The organism is Paenibacillus dokdonensis (assembly GCF_004916975.1).
Taxonomy (GTDB): domain Bacteria; phylum Bacillota; class Bacilli; order Paenibacillales; family Paenibacillaceae; genus Paenibacillus_AQ; species Paenibacillus_AQ dokdonensis.
The window spans coordinates 780,574-799,707 of the sequence record NZ_STGQ01000001.1; the positions used below are offsets into that span (position 1 = coordinate 780,574).

At 48.1% G+C, this 19,134-nt stretch carries 15 protein-coding genes; all 15 read left to right on the top strand.

Annotated elements, in window-relative coordinates; all coding sequences use genetic code 11:
- Positions 1 to 7: 7 nt before the first annotated feature.
- The gene (locus E6W40_RS03645) at positions 8 to 1,219 is read left to right on the top strand and encodes a type II secretion system F family protein (protein WP_136604239.1); all 1,212 of its coding nucleotides are present in this window, start codon (positions 8 to 10) and stop codon (positions 1,217 to 1,219) included.
- 151 nt (positions 1,220 to 1,370) lie between these two features.
- Entirely contained in the window at positions 1,371 to 1,844 is a 474-nt protein-coding gene (locus tag E6W40_RS03650) for a prepilin-type N-terminal cleavage/methylation domain-containing protein (protein WP_246072842.1), read from the top strand.
- Positions 1,845 to 1,981: 137 nt separating this feature from the next.
- The gene (locus E6W40_RS03655; RefSeq protein ID WP_246072843.1) at positions 1,982 to 2,437 is read left to right on the top strand and encodes a type II secretion system protein; all 456 of its coding nucleotides are present in this window, start codon (positions 1,982 to 1,984) and stop codon (positions 2,435 to 2,437) included.
- A gap of 48 nt (positions 2,438 to 2,485) precedes the next feature.
- Positions 2,486 to 3,469 carry a type IV pilus biogenesis protein PilM gene (pilM, locus tag E6W40_RS03660; RefSeq protein ID WP_136604240.1) on the top strand — a complete coding sequence of 328 codons (984 nt, stop codon included), beginning with the start codon at positions 2,486 to 2,488 and terminating at the stop codon, positions 3,467 to 3,469.
- Positions 3,470 to 3,473: 4 nt separating this feature from the next.
- A complete protein-coding gene (locus E6W40_RS03665) occupies positions 3,474 to 4,118 on the top strand; it encodes a hypothetical protein (RefSeq protein ID WP_136604241.1) in 645 nt (214 codons plus the stop codon).
- The gene (gene pilO, locus E6W40_RS03670; protein ID WP_136604242.1) at positions 4,115 to 4,819 is read left to right on the top strand and encodes a type 4a pilus biogenesis protein PilO; all 705 of its coding nucleotides are present in this window, start codon (positions 4,115 to 4,117) and stop codon (positions 4,817 to 4,819) included. Before E6W40_RS03665 ends, pilO begins: the two co-directional genes overlap by 4 nt.
- A gap of 11 nt (positions 4,820 to 4,830) precedes the next feature.
- Complete coding sequence (locus E6W40_RS03675) at positions 4,831 to 5,913, top strand: type IV pilus twitching motility protein PilT (RefSeq protein WP_281281431.1); 1,083 nt, start codon at positions 4,831 to 4,833, stop codon at positions 5,911 to 5,913.
- A 33-nt stretch (positions 5,914 to 5,946) separates the two neighbouring features.
- Positions 5,947 to 8,697, top strand: coding sequence for a vWA domain-containing protein (locus E6W40_RS03680; RefSeq protein ID WP_136604243.1), 2,751 nt, complete (start codon positions 5,947 to 5,949; stop codon positions 8,695 to 8,697).
- Between the two features lie 53 nt (positions 8,698 to 8,750).
- A complete protein-coding gene (locus tag E6W40_RS03685) occupies positions 8,751 to 9,332 on the top strand; it encodes a type IV pilus modification PilV family protein (protein WP_168928819.1) in 582 nt (193 codons plus the stop codon).
- Position 9,333: 1 nt separating this feature from the next.
- The gene (locus E6W40_RS03690; protein ID WP_136604245.1) at positions 9,334 to 9,987 is read left to right on the top strand and encodes a PilW family protein; all 654 of its coding nucleotides are present in this window, start codon (positions 9,334 to 9,336) and stop codon (positions 9,985 to 9,987) included.
- Between the two features lie 35 nt (positions 9,988 to 10,022).
- Positions 10,023 to 11,789: a hypothetical protein gene (locus tag E6W40_RS03695; RefSeq protein ID WP_136604246.1), complete on the top strand. Its 1,767-nt coding sequence runs from the start codon at positions 10,023 to 10,025 to the stop codon at positions 11,787 to 11,789.
- Positions 11,790 to 11,802: 13 nt separating this feature from the next.
- A complete protein-coding gene (locus tag E6W40_RS03700) occupies positions 11,803 to 13,170 on the top strand; it encodes a response regulator (RefSeq protein WP_136604247.1) in 1,368 nt (455 codons plus the stop codon).
- A gap of 2 nt (positions 13,171 to 13,172) precedes the next feature.
- A complete protein-coding gene (locus tag E6W40_RS03705) occupies positions 13,173 to 13,949 on the top strand; it encodes a prepilin peptidase (protein WP_246073049.1) in 777 nt (258 codons plus the stop codon).
- Between the two features lie 68 nt (positions 13,950 to 14,017).
- Positions 14,018 to 18,520: an S-layer homology domain-containing protein gene (locus tag E6W40_RS03710; protein WP_168928820.1), complete on the top strand. Its 4,503-nt coding sequence runs from the start codon at positions 14,018 to 14,020 to the stop codon at positions 18,518 to 18,520.
- Between the two features lie 123 nt (positions 18,521 to 18,643).
- Positions 18,644 to 19,060, top strand: coding sequence for a hypothetical protein (locus tag E6W40_RS03715; protein WP_136604250.1), 417 nt, complete (start codon positions 18,644 to 18,646; stop codon positions 19,058 to 19,060).
- The last annotated feature ends 74 nt before the right edge of the window (positions 19,061 to 19,134 follow it).

The following is a 19,134-nucleotide window of genomic DNA, read 5'->3' on the forward strand; positions in this document are numbered from 1 at the left end:
AGAAAGCATGCCTAGTTTTTATTATGAGGCTGCGGACAGCCAAGGGAAGAAGATCAAGGGCTTTTATGCGGCGAGCAGCAAGCAGGCCGCGATCAATGAGCTGAAAGGCAAGGGCTTTACGCTGCGCAGTATCGTGGAGAAGAAGCAGACTGCCCTCTCCACTGAAATCTCCATCGGACGCGCGGTGAAGCTGCAGGAATTCGTCATTTTCTGCCGCCAGTTCGCCACGCTGATCCGTTCCGGCATCCAGGTGGACCAGGCACTGTCGATTATGGAGGATCAGACGACGGATAAGAAGCTGAAGGCTGCGATCATCGACGTGCATGACCAGATCCGCAACGGACATTCCTTATCCAAGGCGCTGGCGGAGCATCCGAAGATCTTCCCGGACATGTTCACGAACATGGTCAATTCCGGCGAGAGCGGCGGACATCTGGACGACGTGCTGGACCGAATGGCGGATCATTACGAGAAGGAAAACAAGACAATCCAGAAGATCAAATCGGCGATGACGTATCCGATCATTCTGATCTTCGTCGCGATTGGCGTTGTGATCTTCCTCTTGATGAGCGTAGTTCCAACCTTCGCATCGATGTTCGCCGAGATGGGAGAAGAGCTTCCGCTTATCACGCGAGCGGTTATGAGCGCATCGGACATCATCCTGCATTATTGGTGGGCGGTGCTAATTGTAGTTGTTGGAATCATTGTAGGTATCCGGTTTTACTTGTCCACGGACGAGGGCAGGTATCAATACGATAAGTTCAAGTTTCAAATTCCGGTCTTCGGTCCGGTATTCAAAAAGGCTGCCATTGCCCGGCTTACCCGCACGATGTCCTCGCTCTATACGAGCGGTGTGGCCGTACTCCAAACGCTTGACATTACGTCGAGAGTCGTGGGTAACAAGGTTATCAGTAAAGTGCTGCTGGATTCCAAGCAAAGTCTACAGGAAGGAAAGTTGCTGTCTGAGCCGTTCGCGAAGAGCGGTATGTTTCCACCTATGGTGATTCAGATGGTCATCGTAGGGGAAGAAACGGGACAACTCGACAGCATGATGGGCAAGGTCGCGGATTTTTTTGAGAGCGATGTCGATCAGAGTGTGGACAGGCTCAAGGCAATCGTCGAGCCGATGATGCTGTTGTTGGTAGCCTGTTTGGTCGGTATTATCGTAGCGGCTATTATGAGCCCGATGTTCAAGATGTATGACAATTTTCTTAAGTAACAAGAGGTGGCAGCAAGCTAAGCCGGATGGCTTGGATAGCATGAAAGGGGGTGAAGCGTTATTGCAGATAACACTTCCCAGCGTCCTTAAGAAAGTGAATGGATACTTAACTTTTAACCAAAATGAACTTATTTGAGAGGGGTATTATCAAATGGAAGCTGTCATGACAAGAAAAAGTGTACTTGGAAAAAATGTTTTGCGAAACGAGAAAGGTTTGACCCTGCTGGAGCTGTTGGCGGTTATCGTCATCCTCGGCATTATTGCTGCGATCGCGATTCCATCGATCGGGGGGATTATCAAGAATTCTAAGGATAAGGCTCATTATGCAAATGCTCAGTTGATAATCGATTCTACTAGATTATATACAACAAATACATCACCAATGAAAACTGAAACAGTTCCAATTTCAGACCTTGTAAGCCAAGGTTATCTGGATGTTAAACCAACAGATCCAGATTCTAAAGCTCAATATGATGATGCCACATCAGTCTCGGTTAACTACGACGATGCCACTGGAAAGTATGATTACACAATAACTTTAGTTAGTTCAAGTGCAAAGACATTAGGGACTTGGAAAGAAGATGACTTAAAGTCCGGGAAAGCAGCCGCTATAAACCGTAAATAGACAAGAATAGTAGGTTTTTAGTTTTTTGAAATATGGTTTAGGTAGTGTTCTCCCCTTAATGAGACTAGAGACCAGTAAGGGGAGACGGATTATATTTGGCTGTCCATGTTTTCCAAGAGGGGGTATCTATCTAGAAAGTGGAACATACGATGATCAGATTATATGCCCTGAAAAACCAGAAAGGTCTAACTCTACTCGAACTTCTAGCGGTCATCGTCGTCTTAGGCATAATCGCAGCCATAGCCATTCCATCCATTGGAGGCATCATCAAGCACACCAAAGAAAAGTCACATTATGCTAACGCCCAGGCTATTATTGATGCTGCAAGATTGAGAGTATCTGCTGAAAATCCAGAGCAAAGCATGGAATACTTTCTTGATGCAGACTTAGTACAGAAAGGGTATCTTGACCCACCCATTGACCCGGAAGACAAAAGCCAAACCTATGATAAAGATGCTACATCCGTAGAAATCACCTATAAATCGAACCACACTTACAAATATACAATTAATCTGGTGAGAGCTGGGAAAGGTTCAATCGGTGTATGGACTGAGGAAGCTCTAAAAAGTGGCAAAGCAAAAGTATTGGAATAACCTAACATTTTTTACCCTAAAGCATTTTACCTCAAAGGAGTAAGGCCTATGTTTCAATTCAAACGGGGGCGCGAAAGCTACGGGCTTCAGGTGACGGATACGCAAATTCGATTCGTTGAGGTGAATCATTCCTCCAAATCGATTAATCTGGCGTATCATTTCGCTTTTCCGCTTCAGAACGGAGCGGTCCGCAACGGCAGAATCATGAATGAAGAAGCCGTCGTCAAGGCGCTGGAAGCCATTGCCCAGGAAAGCGGCGCAGGGGGAGCGGACATCCATTTGTCGGTTCCATCCTCCAGCGTCGTGATGCGCAGAGCGACATATCCTGCGGTGAATGAAAGAGAACTCCGCAACATGATCGATATCGATTTGAACGGCAGCAACAGTCTGCCTTTTAAGGATCCGGTGTTCGACTTTGTTCGCCTGGAGACGATCGAAGCGAGCGATACAGAAAAATCCAAAGGAGTTAAGAAACAGGTCGAAGTCCTGATCTTCGCGACGCCTTCGGAGGTTATCTCGAGTTATGTCGAAGCGATGCAGAAGGCCGGTCTCGAGCCTGCTTCGGTGGATATCGCCCCGCTTGCCGCTTACCGGCTGCTGGTAAAGTACCACAAATTAACGGGCATCCGTTTGCCGGAAAGATTCATGTTCGTCAATATGGAGGCGGATCAGGTGGAGTTCAGCATGTTCGAGAATGGGCTGCCTGTTTTCCTGCGTTCGATGCCGCTTATGAATAGCAGTTACATGTTAGGGTCCGACCAAGATCGGATGACGTCGTACGGACGCAACTTGACTACGGAATTGGAACGCATGATGCAGTATTTCAAAAATAAAGCGTCGGCAAACCAGGAGGATTTGCAGGAGCTATTCTTGATGGGAGAGGAATCGTTCATCAATGGCGTTCCTTCCATGCTGGCGGACGTGTTTCAGGGACCCATTCAAGCCATCCCGCTGGATGAGCTGCTGCAAGAAGGACAGATGAATTATCAATCGTTTGCCGTACCGATCGGCTTGGCGTTGAAAGGTGCCTGATAGAATGAAAGCGCAATTTGAGCCGTTTTCCATTGAAATTGACTTATTGCAAATTACTAATACGAAACCAGCCGGACGGAAAATCAGAACGCCGATGATCGCGGCAGGTGGGGTAATCCTGCTCATGTGCATTATTGTGGGCTGGATATGGATCGGCACGAATAGCAAACTCGTGGGTGCGAAACAGGATCTCGCGCAGGTGCAGTCGCAAATTAGCCAAATGGAGGCAGAGCTTCAGAAATCACAGTTCACCGGCAGTCTTCCACAGCTGCTTAAACTGCCCGGAGATGCTCGTTCCATGAAGCCGCAGACGACGGTCCTGCTCAAACAGTTTGGACATCTGCTGCCTGAGTATGCAAATACGGTGGTGTTGGAGTTGGGAAGTGACAATACCCTTAAATATACAGCATTATTCGCAACCATTGAGGATATTGTGACCTTCACGCAGTCCGTCGAAGCTTCGCTGAACTTTACGATCAAGAAGATGGATACGATTAACAGCGTGATGTCGAACCAAAACGGCAAGGAGAATAGCGCAGCGGTCGACATGCTCTGGAGCAAGCAGGTCAGCTTCGAGATCGCCTATAAAGAAACAGCCCCAGAAAACAAGGAAGCCACAGAAGCAGCCAAAGGAGAGACGTCGTCATGAAAAGCCTGATGAACTATAAAATCATGCTCTTCAGCCTGCTTGTAGGCATCCTGCTTATGGTTCTGATTTATGTCACTATCATCTCTCCCAAAAGGCAGGAACTGGCTTCAACCCGCCAGCAGCTGGCTTCACAGCAGCAGGTGCTCGAAGAATTGCAAAACCGGGCCAACATTTCGGAACGAATGAAGGATGAGGATAAAATCCGCATCCAGAATGTCCGCCGCCAAGTGCCTGAAAAGCCGTATACGGAGGCTCTGCTGGGTGATCTGCGTCGTCTAGAAGTCGTAAGTAATATTCAGTTCAAGCAGTATCAGATCGAGGTAGACACGAAACAATCCGCGGCGGCTGCAGCTCCGACAGAAGGTAGCGAAACAACCGCAGGACAGGAAGGACAGGGGAATGCGGCATCCGCTGCAAGTCGCCTGTTAGTCCCGATACGGATCACAACTGCTTTTAGTGGAAAGTACAGCCAAATCAATACGATGTTGCAGGAAATGGAAAGTCTGGACCGGATCGTCGCGATCGACAAAATGCAGTTGAATTCCAAGCAAAATCCGGGCCTGACGATGAGCCCCCAAGCTCAAATCGAAGGCACGGTCACGTTCCTGGCCTATTACGCACCATCGCTTCAGGGTCTGGTCAAGACAGACATGAACGTCGATTACAAGCCGGTCCCGAACCGGAACAATCCGTATGAGTAAGGAGACAGAGTATGGGAGGCGAATTGTTAGCCCAGGCAGCATCGCCGAGGACGAATATGTCCATTCGCGAGCTGCTGCAAATTGCATTTGAAGCGAAAGCGTCAGATTTGCATCTAAGCACCGGCGACGAGCCGAAAATGCGACTGAACGGAATTCTGCTTAAGGTGAACGAGACGGTGCTGCGGCCTGAAGACACGATTCGGATGGCGAAGGAGATATTGACCGAGGATCAGTGGAACCGGTTGATGAAGCTCGGCGAGGTAGATTTGTCATATGAGATTAAGGGCGTTGCCAGGTACCGGGTGAATGTGTTCCGCCAGCGGCGTGTTGTCAATATGGCGTTCCGCGTACTCTCTAGCCGGATTCCTTCACTGGAATCGTTAAATTTACCGGATATTGTGCGTCAGTTTGCGGCCAAAAAGCAGGGACTGCTCCTCGTTACGGGTCCGACAGGTAGCGGCAAATCGACTACGCTCGCAGGCATCATCAACTACATTAACGAGACGCAGAGCAAGCATATCATTACGCTGGAGGATCCGATCGAGTACATTCACACCAGCAAGCAATGCCTTGTCGTGCAGCGCGAAATCGGGATGGACACGCTCTCTTTCTCGAACGGCCTGCGCGCGGCGCTGCGTCAGGACCCGGATGTGGTTCTGGTGGGTGAGATGCGGGACTTGGAGACGATTCAGACGGCCATTACGGCCGCAGAGACGGGTCACCTGGTCTTGGGAACGCTGCATACGCCGGATGCGCCGCAGACGGTCGACCGGATCATTGACGTGTTTCCAACGGACCAGCAACGTCAAATCCGGGTACAATTGGCGTCCGTACTCATCGGCGTCATGTCGCAGCGGCTCATCCCGACGATGGACGGCAGCGGCCGCGTCATGGCACTCGAGCTGATGATCAACACGCCGGCGGTGTCTAACTTAATCCGGCAAGAGAAGATTTACCAGATCAAATCCGTTATTCAAACAAACCGACAGTTGGGCATGCAGACGATGTATTCCAGTCTGAAGGAGCTCATTGGAGCTGGGTTAATTAGCCCTGATTCGATTAAGGAATACGAGATGCACGCTGACGAGGATTAATTAATCAATACAAGGGAAGTGGAGGGAGAAGCTTTGCGGAACAAATTTTTAAGGGAAACTATATTGATTTATACGGTGATATTACTGATTATCGGGTCCATCAACATCGGGGTGGCTGAAGCAGAGGGGACCCAGCCGAGCTGTCTAAACTTAACGGGAAGCTTTGAGAAAAAGGATGTTACCATCGATATCGGTGAACCTTTGACGATGAAGTATAAGCTGAAGCCCAGCGGTACGTTTACTGAAAATATACAGCGTGAACCGGTGAATTTCAGTTTGGTGCTAGACACGTCTGCAAGCATGCAGTATTCCATGAGAGATGGAAATGTCTTTGGCTATACACCTAGCGAGAGCAACCCAGATAGACAAACTGTACTTAAAGATGCGACTACCAGTTTTATTTCATCTATTCAGCAAGTAGATCTTAAAGACAAAATGGGTATTGTGCATTTTGGATCCAAAGCAGAAACGATCATGGGGCTTTCTTCAAATTATGCGAAGCTTAAACAAACGGTAAATAATCTTGAACTTCAGGGTTCGACAAATATTGAAGCTGCTCTTGGTTTAGCTAGTGAAATGCTTCCTGGAAATAAACTGAACACCAATTATATTATTCTCGTCACAGATGGTGCTGCAACACACTATGGAGATGGTGTAAGTCCAAAAGTGGGGGGGAGGGATGCGAATTACCCCAAAACGTACGCATTAAATCATGCTACCGAGCTTGGAGTGAGAAACATTCCCGTATACACGATTGCGCTTGGAAATCCGGGAGGCAGTGAGGTTGACCACAACCTTCTCGTTGATATCTCCAAAAAATCCGGTGGAAAAAAATTCGACGCATCGGATTTGCAGTCATTGAAAGATGTATTTGGCAGAATTACAAAAGAAATCGAGAAACCTGCAGAACTCCAAAATATCAAGCTGATTCAGCCGCTGCCTGATGGTTTCGTTCTCGATGGCGAACAACAAAATATGAAGATTGAGCAGGTCAATGGGCAGAATCAACTCGTCATTACAGTTGCGAACATTCCTTACCCGTATCAGATCAACGAAATTCCTTTGGAAGTGAGAATCAAGCAGGTTAAAGCTGGCGGGACATATTCCATAGAAGATGCGTATGTCAGTTATACAGATGCCTGCAGTAAAGAGCGTAAAACTCCTATTGATGTGAAACTGAATGTAACCGTCATTCAGCGGGATATCGAACGTACCGACAAATATGGGAACGTGTATGTGGGCAAGGTAGACGGTACCGTAATCCGTTATAAGCTAGGCAACAAAGACATACCGCAGTGGGAGATCAAGGAGAATAAACCGGGTCCTGTAAAAGAGATAACTTTCTTGGAAGATGACCATGGGCGCGTCGAGGTGACCTACGGAAATAATGAAAAGGTTACATGGAACCTGCGGCCGACGGCACCGATCGTAGAACTCAAGGATGGAAATGGCCAAAAAATCGCTACCGGAGACACGAACTATAAAAAAGGTCCCGTGATGATTTTGGCCTCGGGATCAAGCAATCAGCTGCCCGGAAATACAGTATATGGAAATAATGATTTTCAAGATAAGTTTATCCATAGTTATGAATACCGGATTCAGCAAAATGGTAACTGGGGGAATTGGTCAGCTCTGAATCCGGGTACATCGATCAACCAATCGGGTAAAAACATGCAGGTTGAAGTTCGGGCTAAAACAGCAGCGATCAGCAACTCAGGGAGTTTGTTGATTCCTGGTGCGGTGGAAGTAAGGACGGTATCCGTTGACGTAACCGATCCGAAGACACCGGTTAAGAAGCCTTCATTTACGCCTCAATTGAAGGTGTTTGAATATGACGTCGACAATATTGTTGATGATCATAGCGGCATTAAAGACAATTCTTATGAGGTTATTATTGACGGGAAACCAGCAGTTTACCGTTCCGGCCAAGCCTTTAACGCGACTAAACAGCAAGTGAAAGACGGAAAGGTGAAAATCCGTGTGACGGATAATGTCGGCAATCAAAAAGAGACGATGGTTACCGAACTTCCAGTTACGACGGGACTTTCCATCTCATTCAGTCACAACAACCTTAACATTTCCAATCCGCAGTCGACAGCAGATCTAAATGTCAAGGTAACGGATGATCAAAGCGGCAAACAACAAGGATACGTTTATAAAACGGAAATTGAACTGGACGGTGTACCTGTCGCCATAACCAATCGAGTTGCCCAGACCGTAAACTACGGATTCAAACTGGAAGACAAAATCATTTCCCAATCAAACCGTATCGGCTGGCATCAGGTGATGGTCTATGCGCAAAATGTGAACGGGGACGAGTTGACAGAGTACTTCTATTTCCTGGTCAACCCGGGGCCGGATGGCAAGCTGCAGGTAGGGGCAACATCTAGCAAAGACAATGGCATGATCATGGTATCGACAACCCAAAACACGCCGTTAACACTTAAAGCCGATTTTGAAGAAGTAGTCATACAGAAAAAAGCCTTTAAATATGTCGACGCCAACGGCAGAACACAAGATATCACCAAGCCGGCTATTAGGGTCATAGGTGCAAGCTATTACATCAGTAAAGGCAAAGCGGCAAGCGATGTGAAGAATAAATCCGAAAAGGATGGGCTGAAAAAGCTGGGGTCTAAACAGTTCAGAGTAAGTGCGACGAACACAAGCTATATCTATCTTATATTGCAAGACAATACAAGTTCCGTCTTGTCGGGAGCAGCCGATATAAAAATCGTTTCGGATCCAGTCAAGGTGACCATCAATTACAACCAGAAGCGCTATTGATCTAGGAGAGAGAGTCGGGCAATGCAACATGAGTTTTACGAAGGAGGATACACGTGAAAAGCAAATCAAGCTGGCGGAAAGGGCTGGCGGACGAGAGCGGCCTGACTCTCATCGAGATCCTGATCGCCGTTTCCATTATGGGGATCATCAGCGTGTCGCTTATGGGCTACTTCCTGTCGGCTATGGATAAGTCGGCGGAAGAGAACAGCCGGATCATCGCCTCCAATCTGGCACGCCTGAAAGCGGCGGAGATCCGCAAGGATCTGCAGGCAAAGACGGATTTTGGCAACTTCGCCTCATGGCTGAACGGTGGTGGCAGCAGCCTGGTCGGACAAGATATTCGTTCAGCTGATCAATTTAGCGAAGTCCAGTTCGAGGAAGAACGAAGAAGGTATCAGGACTGGGTTCAACCGACAGTAATCAACGGATGCAAATATCAATATACTTTGAAATTTGCGACGGAAGGTCCAGTGGACAATAAAGGCAATTCAAGGGAGCAAGTATTAAAGACAATGATAAGCAATCCAAACGACTATGAAATCCGGATGATTGTTCAAGTCCATTGGGCTGGTGATCTGGCCAAGCCGGCCAAATCGACACATGTGGACACGTATATCGTGAATCGGGGGGAATGAGATGCGTGTGACTCATTTGGCGACCAGATTACCACTGCATAAACATAGGAATGAAAAAGGTATGACCTTGATCGAGGTCGTTGTGGCGCTGATGATCCTTGGCATGATCATGACCATCCTGTACGCCTTTCTGTTCATGGGAATATCCATGTACAAGCGCATAACGGTGGATACCCAGATTCGAAATCAAGGTGATATTATGTTCAGCCAGGTCATTACCGAACTGAAGGACGCCGTATACGCGCAAAACATGAAGGACAATGGTCAGGATACCGGCGGGATTATTTATGTGAAGAGGGCTGTCGATGAAAATGGCAATTACAATCCCAAGGAATATGTGGACGAATACAGTATGACCGTAGAGGATTTGAGCCAATTGACGGGGGACGAAGAGCCCTATAAAAAGAATAACAACGGAATCGTCATTCGAAACGTCAGAAACCGCACCATCGAGAAGACCATTGATCTTTCGTCGATGTTCACGCTGGAGTTGAAGGATGCGAACCAGCTACGCGTGTCGGGCTTCTCGGCAACGAGCGACAAAATGGTGCATGTGCGGCTGGCGTATCGCCGCAATGAATCGAGGATGCTTTTGCCGGCGGAGCAGTCCAAGTTTGAGATCAATACTAACATCCCGTTGTTCAGGATTGAATGAGCATGTTCACGATTAGAAGAATAGAAGGTGACGGAGTGACAAACCATTCGCGCAAGCCGGGGCTCCGAAGTATTTTGCGAGAAACCACTTCGGAAGAGAAAGGCGCCGCGTTGATCCTGGCGATGCTGACCGTCGTGGTCATGGCAATACTAGGCCTCGTGCTGCTGGATGTGCTGAGAGGGAGCATGATTCAAGCAACGGCATCTGAGGCATCCGTCCAAGCGGAAATGCTTGCCCAGAAAGGGCTGGACGAATCGGTGTCCGCCATCCGAAGCGTGGTGGTCCAAAGCAATAAGGATCCGGATAAACCTTATCGCGAGCGGATGGAGCAGTTAGACAATAATCTTCAGTCACTGCTGGGAAGTTTGGATCACAATAGTGACAAGGTCAAGGCGCTAAAAGGCACATACAACATCCAAATCAAAGAAAGTAGCACGAATTGGAAAAATTTGAATCAATATCCGATCATCGTTCCCGATTATCCGTATTCCTATCGCATTGTCATTCAATCGACGGGGATAATTCCAACCAGGCCGGAACGATCAGTTACGAAAGAAATGGAGTTGTACGTCAGCACGGTGCATCCGGTGTTTCGTTATCCGGTGTCCTCAAAGGGCAATCTGACATTAAATGGTTTCTCTTATATCGTCGGAGATATAGCCGTTAACAACGAAATTAAGACATCTGATGTAGCTAGCTTTATCGGTATACCGGGCAGCAGTTATACGAAGCAAACCAACAAACCTGCGATCAAGGGCTTCATTCATGTGCAAGGGAATAGTGATTCCATTTCGGCGGACAATTTTTCCGTGTATACGCCGTTTGTGGATAACAGCCTTGATCCCGATCCCGGAGATATCGACGTCAGCGGTATCGTAAACAATCGAGTAAATGCCAGTCCTGATACCGGTGCAGCCATGAGTCCGTCTGAGGATTTATTTGGCAGAAATATTACCGACAGCACAATTGCTGGAAAAACCCTCTTTGAAAATGAGTGGGTCACATTAGAAGGCAACGTTAAGATTGGAAATCAAGACAGCACGGATAGAGACAATGATCTTTGGATCAGAGACGGTACTTTGAACATGATTGGAGACAGCAATAAACCTGTGTCTCTTACTGTTCATCATGGCAGCCTGCGGGTTGACTTCAATGATAACGATCTGGTGGCAGCTGATCTAGCGGGAACGATTATGCTGGATGAGGGAGAGTACATGGCCGTATCCGGAAATGTCACGTTAAATGACGGTTTTAAAATGACAGGTAATATGTATGTACGCGGCGACCTTAAAATCATTGGCAGCGTGGATATCGATGGAGCGATTTATGTCGACGGTGGCGTTGAATTAAAGAACATGGCTTCGATCAACCAGACTTCGCTCAATCCGGGTGAGTCTTATACAAGGCCGTTGATCCTTATGGCGAGCGGAGAGTTCATATTCTCCGACAACCAGGCGGGTGCAGATCAGAAAATCCGGGCTTTCTTTTATTCAAATCAAAATCTGGTTTTGTACGGAATCTTGTCAAGACAAAATGTGACCGGGGGAGTTCATGGGGATAACGTTATGCTTAGTTCGGTAGGAATAAATCCTGATAGTCTGACAGATACAGAGTATAACAATAGCATGAACGGAGAAGAAACGGTTTTTAACTTTACGCCTAACCAGTCAAGTCTTCAGCCGGATCAGGCCGGCATCCAAATCTATTATGACGATAACTTGTATAAGGATCCGCCTGCCGGCATCGCAACGACGAACACGGCTAGGGTATTCGTAAATGAAGTAAAATACGTTAGACCTTGAAGGAGGGTATATCATGAAACTGCGTATTCTGGTGGCTGACGATACCAAATTCATGCGCACGCTGATGCGTGATTTCCTAGAGCAAGGCGGCCATCAGGTGGTAGGAGAAGCCGTGAACGGGCATGAGGCCGTTAAAATGTACGAAAAGCAGCAGCCGGATGTGGTATTTATGGACATTACCATGCCAGAGCTTGACGGGGTTGCCGCGATGGAAAAGATTCTCCGTATCAATCCGTCAGCGATCATTATCATTTGTTCCGTTATGAGTCAGCAGGAATTGATCTCTGAAGCCGTTCATAAAGGTGCCAAAGGGTACATTATGAAGCCGTTTCAGCCTGGTCAAGTCGAGGAAGCGATTACGAATTACGCGCTGCCGCATATTCAGGTACATCAGATGCCAAATGCGATCGGAAGCATCATGACAACCGGGGATGCAGATGAGATGTATCCGCCGGCGCTGATGGTGAAGCCGGCTCCCCCCAAGAAATTTATAGAGAACATCGTACCGATGGAACAGGCCAAGCAGAACAAACAACAGGTAGAAGAGGAGCAGGTTTCCCAAGAGAAGCTTGTGGTGAAACAGGACGTTTTACTACCGGTGGAAAAGAAGGCTGAGATACAGACTCAAGCACAGGTACAGCGTGAGGAGCAGGTAGTATATCCGGTGCAAAATGAAGCTGAGAATGATTCATTGATCGAACTGGCCTCTCTTGTTATGAATACACCGGTGTCATCAACTGAAGGGCAGCTCGAGACTGTTTCAGAGGAATGGAACTTGGAGACGCCTCTGCTGCCGGAAGAGTTGTCCATTCTACTGGAGAGTAAGGATTCAGCGGAAGATCTGTCTTCGGCTGCACCCATACTACAAGCATTTGCGCCTGAACCTGTGCTGCAAAAGGAAGCTGTGGACGAGGCCGTTATGAAATTTTCGCCTTCGGCAATGGAAGATCTTAAAGCATGGCAGAAGGGAAGCGTGACGTACACAGAAATAGAAGATGAAATGCAGAAAGAACCGGCTTTTGCTAAGAGGCCGATGCCGGATTCCAATAACATGAATGCTCACAAAGGCATTTATGAGGAGCATGATCATTCAACTCTGATGAGATCCGGTAATCACCAGGAACAGGAAGTTAACTTTACCGGAGGAGATTTTGAAATGAAAGGATTTTCAACCCATTACCAGCTGCAGTGGCAGGAATTGTTCAGAGGCGAGGAGCATGCGGATTACACCGTGCTGTACCGGGAGGGCGAAGAACGGTTATCGATCAAGATGTCGATGAATCAGAGCAAACAGACGGTTAACATTTCGATTGTCGCCCTGCGGCAGCTGGTGAAGTGGATCGAGCCGAAGCTGCAGATGGATATGGAGGGGAACGCTTGACCATGGAAATCGCGATCCTAGTCATGGTGTTCCTGTGGGGCGGCATCCTGGGATCCTTTTATAACGTTGTAGGACTGCGGATACCGGCCGGGGAATCGATTGTTTCCCCGCCATCCAGCTGCAAGGACTGCGGACACAGGCTTGGCCTATTGGATCTGATTCCAATCCTGGGATACGTCATTCGTCGTGGTCAGTGCCATTACTGCGGAAGCAGAATTTCCCCGATCTACTGGTTTGGCGAATGGCTGACAGGAATTTGCTTTCTTCTTGCCTATATGGTTTTTGGCTTTGTGCCGGAATTTTGGATCGCGATATTCATCATTTCCATGCTTGCCATTTTATCTGTCAGCGACCTGAAATACCGGCTGCTGCCGAATAAAATCATTTTCCCGTCCATGCTTATTATTCTCCTACTGCGCATATGGCACCAACCGCTGCCGCTTTGGGATTACCTCCTTGGATTTCTCGTCGGCGGCGGGGTGCTGCTCCTCATTTCTTACGGAGCGATATGGACAGGAAGAGCCCCCATGGGGGGCGGAGACATAAAGCTGATGTCGCTTCTCGGACTTGCGTTCGGGGTACAGTCGATTTTGCTTACGCTTTTTTTCTCGGCGGTCCTTGCTTCTGTCATCGGAATCGTATTGATTTCGATCGGGAAAATGGACCGGAAATCTTTCATTCCTTATGGTCCGTTCATTGCGATTGGCGGGATGATAGCCTATTTGTACGGACAGGACATGATGAGCTGGTATATGGGTATCATCAGCTTCAATTCATAAAAATGATCTTCTTGCGTACATTCTTGAAAAAAAATGAAAATTATTATCTAAAAAGGAGGCTTCATTACATGTCTGCATCCAAGCGAAACATCAAAAAAATGATCAGCACCGCAAGCGCGGTAGCCATTCTTGTTCCTTGCCTATCCTTGCAGCCGGTCCCTGCAAACGCCGCATCGACTGCACCATCGACCGCAGCAGCGTCTGCCGAAAAATCTCTGGAAACGACGGATGCCCCTCGGGCATCGTTAACGGCTGAAGCGCCTGAGCTCGCAACTTTAACGGAAAAGGTAGCCGCAACCTACGATGATGTATTTAAAATATCCCGCGATCAAATTAAAAGCATCGTCGCGAACGGCGGCCAGTACGGCAACAGCGCTCCTTCCTTCGCTTTAGACGGTAATCCCCAGACGCATTGGGAGGCGGGGAAAAACAACAAGTCCGATTTTAAAAACAACCTCACGGTGACGTTTGATGATGCATACGAATTGTCGCATATTGAATTTCTGCCAAGACAAGCGGGATCGCCCGGCAAAGGGTTTCCGTTGAAATACAACTTGTACTACAGCGATCAGGAGAGCGACAAGGATATGAAACTCTTGACGACAGGATATTTTAAATCCGGTTCAACGGTACTGACGAGAATCGATTTTCCGGATACGAAAATCCGCACATTCCGTTTTGAATTCGTGGAAGCGAAGGAAGACTGGGCATCCCTTGCAGAACTGTCCTTCTACAAACCCGACCCGTTCATGGTTGAGTTTGACAAGATGTTCACTGACAAAACCTATACCAAACTGAGTCCGCCCTATAATAGCAAAGCTGCGGTTGAACAAGTCAAAAGCATGGCGGCGAATCATCCAAGCAAGAACACATACATACCGCTGTTGAACGATGCTCTTTCATTGGTTAATGACCCGAATAAGTTCTCGAATCGCGTATTTACCGGTGAGCAAAAAGGAAACAGCGGAAAGGAAGCAGACAGGACGCAAATGGATGGAAGAACCTCTCTTTCTTCCACAGGTTATTATGTATTACCGGGAGAAACCATCACGGTTTATCTGGACGCAGACACGCAAGGCATCATGCCGAAGCTGGTATTCTTCCAGGCGCTAACCAATCCGGATGCGAGTGAAATTTCCAGATCGTATGCGTTGAAGCCAGGAACGAACATCATTAAAGCGCCTCCACTGGCCATTAAGCAGGAATTCGGAAAAATGCGGCCTGCGGCCATTTATTTGGACAACCCCGCTTATCCGGACCAGCAAGCTTATGCGCCGAAATTCCGTCTTGTCGGAGGAACGAAGTTTCCATTGTATATTCACGGCAAGACCGATCCAAACGAATTCTTGAAGGAATTGACCGCATATGTAAGCAATGTCGAGAACAATGATACGTATTTCGATTATGATAAAGTAACCACAATCGCCAATCCGAAATACTACAACTTGGCGGAGTTCGTTTCCGATCATGCTACTGTGACGACAAGTGCTCGAGGTGCATTGGCCACTTTGAATCAACAGCAGAAAAAAGGTCTTACGGTTAAAGATTCCATGGATAACTGGGAACGGTTCGTGAAGGTCATGAATGAGTACTCCGGTCTGTATGAAAATGATCCGAATCCGCTCCACCGGCCAGGACTAAGCAGATTGATGTCCAGAGTATTTACGGCTGGACCTTATGCTTGGGCAGGGAGAGGAATTACGGGATATAACGCATACGGTGATCCGGATAACGATCCGCGCGCAGGAGGCCTTGCAAGTGAGGTTATTTCCGTCAGCGGTCCTGGAGGGGGCTGGGGCGTGGCCCATGAATGGGGCCATATGTATGATAATCACAATATCGAAATCGCAGAAATGACGAACAACTTGTATTCCTTGCGAATGCAGCGTGAATTCGGTATTACATCAAGAATCACATCAGAGAATCGCTGGAAAACGATCCAGAATTTTAACGAAGGAAAAGAACAGGGATTCAGCGTGTTTGAGCAAACGGCGTCTTTGAACCAATTAGAGTATAAATATGGTTTGAATGATTTTTATCCTAAGGTCAATCGTTTCTTGCGAGAGAAATCAAATGAGGGTTATTTCAAGGGGACCCAAAATCAATGGCAGCGGATGGCAATTGCGATGAGCCAGGTGGCCCAGGTAGACCTTACGCCGCATTTTAAACATTATGGGTTTGGAAATATGGATCTTCCTAAGGTACAGGAGTTAGTTAAAGGACTGCCTGTCCTCAAGGACAAAACCTGGCTGATTACCGACAAATCCGCAAAGACAGGATCGTTCAAGAATAATACCAAGCCAACGATTGCATCTATTGGCCGGTTTCAAACCGGATTACAACTTAAATTGGAGATCAATGAACCGAGTGATACTGTGCTTTGTTATGAAATTTACCGGGATGGAAAATTGCTGGGAATTACCTACGGTAATGAGTATCTGGATACGACGGCAGCACCGGATAATATTTATGAGTATCAAGTAATCGCTTATGACGGCAAAGCGGTGGCTTCACCGGCGAGCGATAAGTACATGATTTCGGGTAAAAACAAGGATATTTTCTCATCAGAATGGACGTATACATCGGATCCTGCAGCCCAAGGCGCATACCCACTTAAAAACGCGTTCGATAGGAATACAGGCACCTTCTTCGAATCGCTAAAGCCAGTCGGTAACAAGTCCGTGACGATCGATATGAAAAAGGAATTCTACGTGCAAGGCTTCTCTTACGTCGCGAGACCACAGGATCAATATGATGCAGGCATGGTTAAGACGTTTAACTTCTATGCCAGTTCCGACGGAAAGAACTGGAGCAAGGTGATTTCGAACGGCACGATGCCGAATCCGGCGGCAAGGGGGAATAACTACAACAACATCTCGCTGGATAAGCCGGTGAAGGCAAGATACGTGAAATTCGAGTCTTTGAGCATTCTGCACGGTGATACGGCGTTAGCCATTGCCGAGCTGAACATTTCGGGTAGCGAGAAGATGCCGGTGAACGATCAAGTAACACCAACACCAAGCAATCCGTCGACAGGCACAACGCCACCAAGCAATCCGTCGACAGGCACAACGACACCAAACAATCCGTCGCCAGGCACGCCACCAAGCAATCCGTCGACAGGCACAACGCCACCAAACAATCCGTCGCCAGGCACGCCACCAAGCAATCCGTCGCCAGGCACGCCACCAAGCAATCCGTCGCCAGGCACGACGCCAAACAATCCGTCGCCAGGTAGTGGCAACAGTTCGAGTAACGGCAGCATTTCCGGTAAGGGCAGCACAGTCAGTACAGGCAGTACTGGAAGCACCGGCAACACTGGCTCAAACAGCAGCCAGGACGTCAATCTTGTTAAGGTGGAGCCTGTTCAGGTGTCCATCGTCAAAGGTGACAATGGTGTGACCAACGAAGAGCTCAAAGTGAACAATGCGGATCTGGACCGGGCTATCGAAAAGCTTGGAAGCAGTACTTCCCAGGCATCCATGATTCAAATCCCGGTGCAAATGACAGACAACAAATCCGTGAATTTGGAGCTTCCCGCAAGCTCGCTGGTCACGGCGGCGCAGCAGCTCCCGAACGCGATCATCTCGATTACGTCGGAGGGTTCATCGCTTCAGCTGCCGGTCAGCGCCATTGCCTTTAACAATGTAACATCCGTCTATGCGAAGATCGAGAAGAGCAGCGCAAGCCTGTCCGGGATCGTGGGAAAAGCGAAGCAAAAGGGTCTGAATCCGGTGGGAAGCCCGTTTGAGATCGGCATTTCCGTAGGTTCGGGCGCAAGATCCGTACCGGTGGACAGCTTTGGCAAAATATATGCGACCAGCACCATCACGCTGGACCAAATGGTCGAGCCGTCCAAAGCGACAGCCGTATCATATGACGCCAAAACCGGGGAGTTTGCTTTTATACCATCCGTATTCACCACGGATGCCAACGGCAAAACCAAGGTCGAGATCAAGCAGAATGGCAGTAGCCAGTACGTGATCGTGGAAGCAGGTAAAACCTTTAGCGATCTGGGAGGACATTGGGCGAAGCACGACATCGAAAGCTTGAGCTCGAAGGGTCTCATTAAGGGCATGACGGACAGCGAGTTTGATCCGGATGCGAAGCTGACCCGCGCCCAGTTCTCCAAAATTCTCGTCGAAGCCCTCGGCCTGAAGCCGGAAGCTTCGAACGGACGTTTCAGCGACGTGAAATCCGGAAACTGGTTCGACGGTTATGTCGGATCTTCGGTCAAAGCGGGACTGGTCAGCGGATATGACAATGGTTCCTTCCAGCCGAACGCCAACGTGACACGGGAACAAATGGCCGTGATGGTTGCGAACGCGATTCAGTTTGCGGGCAAGAGCAAGGATGTATCCGGCCATGAGGGAGAAATCCTGAACCAGTTCAGCGATGCTTCAAAGATCAGCAGCTGGAGCAAGAACGCGGCTGCGATGACAGCCGAGCTCGGACTGACGGCTAAGGTGATGGACAGCGCGTTCCAGCCGTCCAAGCAGGCCACCCGCGCGGAAGCGGCGGTATTTGTGAAGAACATGCTGGTATACATTGAGTTCATCAACAAAAGTTAATCGTACATGAAGCTTAAATCATAAGAAGAGGAAGCATCCCCTCGGGTACGAGGCACCGAGGGGATATTTATTCCATAAGTTGGCTGGAGTTTTAGATTCTATGCAAAAAAGGAGTTTTCAACATTGATTCATCTCTATTTAACCGAAACGCATGTGCAGGAGCTGTTGGATAACCTGGATCATGTTCAGGATACGGATTTAAAATTCAAGCTGGAAAGAGCGCTGGGAAACGTTCAGATCTATTCAAACGATCAGTGGAGCTGGATCGGGAATCCGAAGTATTTTTACTTTCCCATCCGAATGTTCGTCAAGGTAAAGGAAGACATGCAGTCGCTCAAGATCCAGGATCTGATGACCATGTATGGAGATCCGACCAACGCGGTCATCAATAACAGGATCGCAAAAGCTTTGAAAAGATGCGAGTGCGAGACGGTATCGGATTTTCTGAATCTGAAGGTCATCCAATTCCGCAACATCCGCAATCTGGGAGTTAGCGCCCAGGCCGCCTTTTTCGAAGCGCTCAAAGAGATTGTATTCTGATATCCCATGTGATGGAAAACCCGCGAGAAAAGCATCTTCTGTGGGTTTTGTTGTTGTTCTTTAATGATACTTTC

Coding starts and splice junctions, on each gene's coding strand:
- E6W40_RS03645 (WP_136604239.1), top strand. CDS start 8: ATGCCTAGTTTTTATTATGAGGCTGCGGACAGCCAAGGGAAGAAGATC.
- E6W40_RS03650 (WP_246072842.1), top strand. CDS start 1,371: ATGGAAGCTGTCATGACAAGAAAAAGTGTACTTGGAAAAAATGTTTTG.
- pilM (WP_136604240.1), top strand. CDS start 2,486: ATGTTTCAATTCAAACGGGGGCGCGAAAGCTACGGGCTTCAGGTGACG.
- E6W40_RS03665 (WP_136604241.1), top strand. CDS start 3,474: ATGAAAGCGCAATTTGAGCCGTTTTCCATTGAAATTGACTTATTGCAA.
- pilO (WP_136604242.1), top strand. CDS start 4,115: ATGAAAAGCCTGATGAACTATAAAATCATGCTCTTCAGCCTGCTTGTA.
- E6W40_RS03675 (WP_281281431.1), top strand. CDS start 4,831: ATGGGAGGCGAATTGTTAGCCCAGGCAGCATCGCCGAGGACGAATATG.
- E6W40_RS03690 (WP_136604245.1), top strand. CDS start 9,334: ATGCGTGTGACTCATTTGGCGACCAGATTACCACTGCATAAACATAGG.
- E6W40_RS03700 (WP_136604247.1), top strand. CDS start 11,803: ATGAAACTGCGTATTCTGGTGGCTGACGATACCAAATTCATGCGCACG.
- E6W40_RS03705 (WP_246073049.1), top strand. CDS start 13,173: ATGGAAATCGCGATCCTAGTCATGGTGTTCCTGTGGGGCGGCATCCTG.
- E6W40_RS03710 (WP_168928820.1), top strand. CDS start 14,018: ATGTCTGCATCCAAGCGAAACATCAAAAAAATGATCAGCACCGCAAGC.